This window comes from Burkholderia sp. Ax-1720 (assembly GCF_011753035.1).
Classification (GTDB): domain Bacteria; phylum Pseudomonadota; class Gammaproteobacteria; order Burkholderiales; family Burkholderiaceae; genus Burkholderia; species Burkholderia gladioli.
Genome location: NZ_VWWK01000309.1, coordinates 1 through 4,227, shown reverse-complemented (window position 1 = coordinate 4,227; position 4,227 = coordinate 1). Strand labels below are relative to the sequence as shown.

Annotated in this window: 4 protein-coding genes; all 4 read right to left on the bottom strand. The window is 72.6% G+C overall.

Annotation, left to right across the window (positions count from 1 at the left end; all coding sequences use genetic code 11):
- Positions 1–811 (bottom strand): ABC transporter ATP-binding protein (locus F3J18_RS35785; protein ID WP_166916839.1); only part of this gene is annotated, 811 nt, incomplete at its 3' end.
- Positions 808–1,689 (bottom strand): ABC transporter permease, encoded by an 882-nt coding sequence (locus F3J18_RS35780; RefSeq protein WP_166916837.1) that lies wholly within the window; start codon positions 1,687–1,689, stop codon positions 808–810. The genes F3J18_RS35785 and F3J18_RS35780, both read right to left, overlap by 4 nt.
- Positions 1,686–2,687, bottom strand: a complete 1,002-nt coding sequence (locus tag F3J18_RS35775) for an ABC transporter permease (protein WP_166916834.1) — start codon at positions 2,685–2,687, stop codon at positions 1,686–1,688. Before F3J18_RS35775 ends, F3J18_RS35780 begins: the two co-directional genes overlap by 4 nt.
- 4 nt (positions 2,688–2,691) lie before the next feature.
- A partial coding sequence (locus tag F3J18_RS35770; protein WP_240156501.1) for an ABC transporter substrate-binding protein occupies positions 2,692–4,227 on the bottom strand: 1,536 nt, incomplete at its 5' end.

Here is a 4,227-nt window from a genome sequence, read left to right as displayed (position 1 = left end):
GCGCCGCGCGGCCGTGCGGCATCGCCTCCAGCAGCGCGCGCGTATAGGCATGGCGCGGCGCGGCCAGCAGTTCGGCGGCGGGGCCGCTCTCGACCAACTCGCCGGCGCGCAGCACGGCCACGCGATCGGCCACCCGCGCCACCACGCCGAAGTCGTGCGTGATCAGCAGCACGCCGGTGCGCGTGCCGCGCGCGGCGGCCAGCAGCAAGTCGAGAATGCGCGCCTGGGTGGTCACGTCGAGCGCGGTGGTCGGCTCGTCGGCGATCAGCAGGGCCGGCTCGAGCGCCAGTGCCATCGCGATCAGCACGCGCTGGCGCTGGCCGCCCGACAAGGTGTCGGGATAGGCGTGCCGCAAGCGCTCAGGCTCGGGCAGGCCGACCTGGCGCAGCAGCTCGGTCACGCGCGCGATGCGCAGCCCGGCCTGGCCGCGCCCGCTCGCCACGCCGTGCACGCGCAGCACCTCCTCGACCTGCGCGCCCACCGTCATCAGCGGATTGAGCGCGGTCAGCGGCTCCTGGAAGATGGTCGCCACCTCGCGGCCGCGCAAGGCACGCCACCCGGCTTCGCCGTCGGTGCCGAGCTCGCGGCCGTGCAAGGCGATGCGGCCCGCGGTGCGCCGCACGCCGCGCGGCAGCAGCCCGGCGATCGAGGCCGCCAGCAGCGACTTGCCCGAACCCGAGGCGCCGACCACGCACAGCACCTCGCCCGGCGCGATGCTCAGCGAGACCTCGCGCACCGCCTCGCGACGCTCGGCGCCCTCGGGCAGCGCGAGCGTCAGGCGCTCGATCTCGAGCAGCGGCGCGGCGCTCATGAGGCCCTCCCGCGCTCGCCGCCGAGCGCCGCGGTGGCGCCGCGCAAGCCTTCGCCGACGCGGTTGACGGCCAGCGCGGTCAGCACGATCGCCAGGCCCGGCCAGACGCTCAGCCACCAGGCCTCGCGAATCACGTTGCGCGCGGCGCCGATCATGAAACCCCAGCTCATCTGCGAAGGATCGCCGAGCCCGAGGAAGGACAGCGCCGACTCGGTCAGGATCGCGGCGGCCACCATCAGCGAGGCCAGCACCACCAGCGGCGGGATCGCATGCGGCAGGATCTGCCGGCAGATCAGCGCGAGCGGCCGCTCGCCGGCCAGGCGCGCGGCCAGCACGAACTCGCGGCGCGCCAGCGCGATGAATTCGCCGCGCACCAGGCGCGCGATCGCCGGCCACGAGGAGGCCGCGATCGCGATCACGGTCGATTCGAGCGAGGCGCCCAGCACCGCCGCGACGGTCACCGCCAGCGCGAATTGCGGAATCGTCTGGAACAGCGCGGTGACGGCCATCAGCGCGCGATCGACGGCCCCGCCGCACCAGCCGGCCAGCGCACCGAGCGTGGCGCCCAGCGCGAAGGTGGCGAGCGTGGCCGCCAGGCCGACGAACAGCGAGACGCGGGTGCCCCACAGCAGGCCGAGCAGCGCATCGCGTCCGAGCAGGTCGGTGCCGAGCGGATGCGCCAGCGCGTGCAGCGGCGGCAGCAGCGGCTCGGCGCCGATGGCCCAGGGCGAGGGCAGCCACCAGGGTGCGCTCAGGCCCAGCAGCGCGGCGGCGAGCAGGAACGCGGCGCCCGCGCGAGCCCCCGGCGCGCGCGCGTAACGACGCCAGAAACCCGCCGTCCCGACGCGCGGCGCGGCGCTTGCGGCGATCGAACTCATCGGGCCTCCGGGTGGCGCAGACGCGGATCGACCAGCGGATACAGCAGGTCGGTCAGCAGGTTGAAGAACACCACCAGGGCGGCCACCACGGCCAGGATGCCGAGCAGCACCGGGTAGTCGCGCTGCACCAGCGAGTCGTACATCAGCCCGCCCAGCCCGGGCCAGGCGAACACGATCTCGGTCACCAGCGCGCCGCCGGCGAGCTGGCCCAGTTGCAGGCCGCCGACCGTGACCACCGGCAGCAACGCGTTCCGCAGCACGTGGCGCAGCATCACGCGAGCCTCGCCCGCCCCCTTGGCGCGCGCGGTGCGCACGAATTCGCGATCGATCACCTCGAGCATCGCCGCCCGCGTGAGCTGCACGTAGATCGCCGCATAGACCAGGCCCAGCGTGAAGGCCGGCAGCGCCAGGTGGGCGCCCACGTCGAGCGCATGCCGCCAGCCCGCGTAAGCGGCGCCCACGCTCTCCATGCCGAACGAGGGCAGCCAGTCCAGCTTCACCGAGAACAGCAGCAAGGCCATCAAGGACAGCCAGAACAAGGGCGTGGCATAGGTGAGCACGGCCAGCGCGTCGATCGCGCGCGCCGCGCCCCGCGCCAGCCGGCCGCCGCGCGCCTCGCCATAGGCGGCGAACGCGCCCGAGCTCACCCCCACCAGGACCGAGACCAGGAAGGCCGCCGCCATCAGCAGCAAGGTGGCGGGCAGGCGCTCGGCGACCAGCGACAGCACCGGCGCCTGATTGCGATAGGAATAGCCGAAATCGAGATGCGCGATCGCGCGCAGGTATTGGAAGAACTGCTCGGCGAGCGGCCGCGCCAGGCCGAGCTGCTCGCGCAGCCGCTCGACATAGGCGGCATCGCCGGCGCCCGCGTCGCCGGCCAGGGCCAGCGCGGGGTCGCCCGGCGCGAGCCGGACCAGGAAAAAATTGACGACCAGCACCCCGAGCACCACCGCGAGCCCTCGCAGCGCCGTCGTCGACGTTCGCAGCAGCATGTTCATCGCCTCAGCCGATCCAGGTGTCCTCGAGACTGTCGTTGATGCTCGTCGCGGTGCGCAGCAGCCGGTGAACGGTGCTGCGGTACAGCGTCGGGTTGACCATCTCGAACACGTTGGCGATCGCCGCGTCATTGGCCAGCGTGGTCTGGATCTGCGCGTAGAGGCTGCGGCGCCGCGCGGGATCGGTGGCCTGCGCGGCCTGGTCCCACAGCGCGTCGAGCCGCGGGTTCCGGTAGCCTTCGACATTGCCGAACGGCGAACCCTTGGCGATGCTGTCGGCACGGTACAGCGGCGCCACGCTGAACTCCGGGTCGCCGTTCTGGAACAGGAAGTTGTAGCTCAGATCGAAATCCCAGTTCGCCACGCGCGCATACCAGCCAGCCGCATCGGTGGTCTGCACGCGCACCCGAAAGCCCACCTGGCCGAGCGCCTGCTGCGTGTATTCGGCCACGCGCTCCCAGGCCCCGCCCTTCTCGCCGTTGATCAGCACCAGCGGATAGCGCGCGAGATCCACGCCGGACTGCCGGATCAGGGCCCGCGCGCGCTCCGGGTCATGGGGGAAGCGCGGCACGCCGGGATCGTAGAACGGCGTGGTCGACAGGAACGGCCCGGTGGCGACGCGCCCGTAACCGAAGAAGATCCGGTCGACGATGAACTGCCGGTCCAGCGCCTGCAGCACCGCCTGACGCACCAGCACGTTGTCGAAGGGCGGCTTGCGCTGGTTCAGCTCGAGGAAGGCCATCCCGGAGAACAGCTCCCAGCCGCGCGTGCTCTGCTCCACGCCGGGCAGCCTGGCGAGCCGCGCGAGATCGGCGTAGTCGACGTCGCCCGCGCGCAGCGCGTGCACCTGGCCGCGCTCGAAGGCGATCGCGCGGCCGGCCGCGTCGGGCACGATGTTGAACACGATGCCGTCGAGGTAAGGCAGGCCCGGCTTCCAGTAGTCGGGATTGCGCGCGAGGCGGATATAGGCGCCGTGCTTCCATTCGGCGAACACGAAGGGCCCCGTGCCGACCGGGTGCTGGTTGGCCGGGTTGCTGCGCGGATCCTTGCCCTGGTAGAGATGCGCCGGCAGGATCGGCAGCAGGCCGCTGCCGAGCAGGTTCCAGAGGCCCGCATAAGGCTTCTTGAGGCGGATCGTGACCTGCAGCGGCCCGCTGGCCTCGACCGCGGCGATGTAGGTATCGCGGATCACCTTCACGCGCGGCAGCGCGTTCGGCGCGATCTCGTCGAGCGTGACCACCACGTCCTGCGCACCGAACGGCTTGCCGTCGTGCCAGCGCACCCCGGGCTGCAGCTCGAAGGTGTGGCGCAGCCCGTCGGGCGAGGCCTGCCAGCTGCGCGCCAGCACCGGCACCGCACGCAGTTCCGTGTCGAAGGCCAGCAGGCCCTGGAAGATCTTGCCACCCACGTATTGCGAAGCGACGTGCGGCGTCAGCGCATTGATCAGCGAGGGCGGCTCGGGCTGCGCCAGCAGGGACAGCGTGCCGCCGCGCACCGGCGTGCCGGCCGCGGCCGACGCGGCACTGGCCGCGCTCGCGGCGCC

Coding starts and splice junctions, on each gene's coding strand:
- F3J18_RS35780 (WP_166916837.1), bottom strand. CDS start 1,689: ATGAGTTCGATCGCCGCAAGCGCCGCGCCGCGCGTCGGGACGGCGGGT.
- F3J18_RS35775 (WP_166916834.1), bottom strand. CDS start 2,687: ATGAACATGCTGCTGCGAACGTCGACGACGGCGCTGCGAGGGCTCGCG.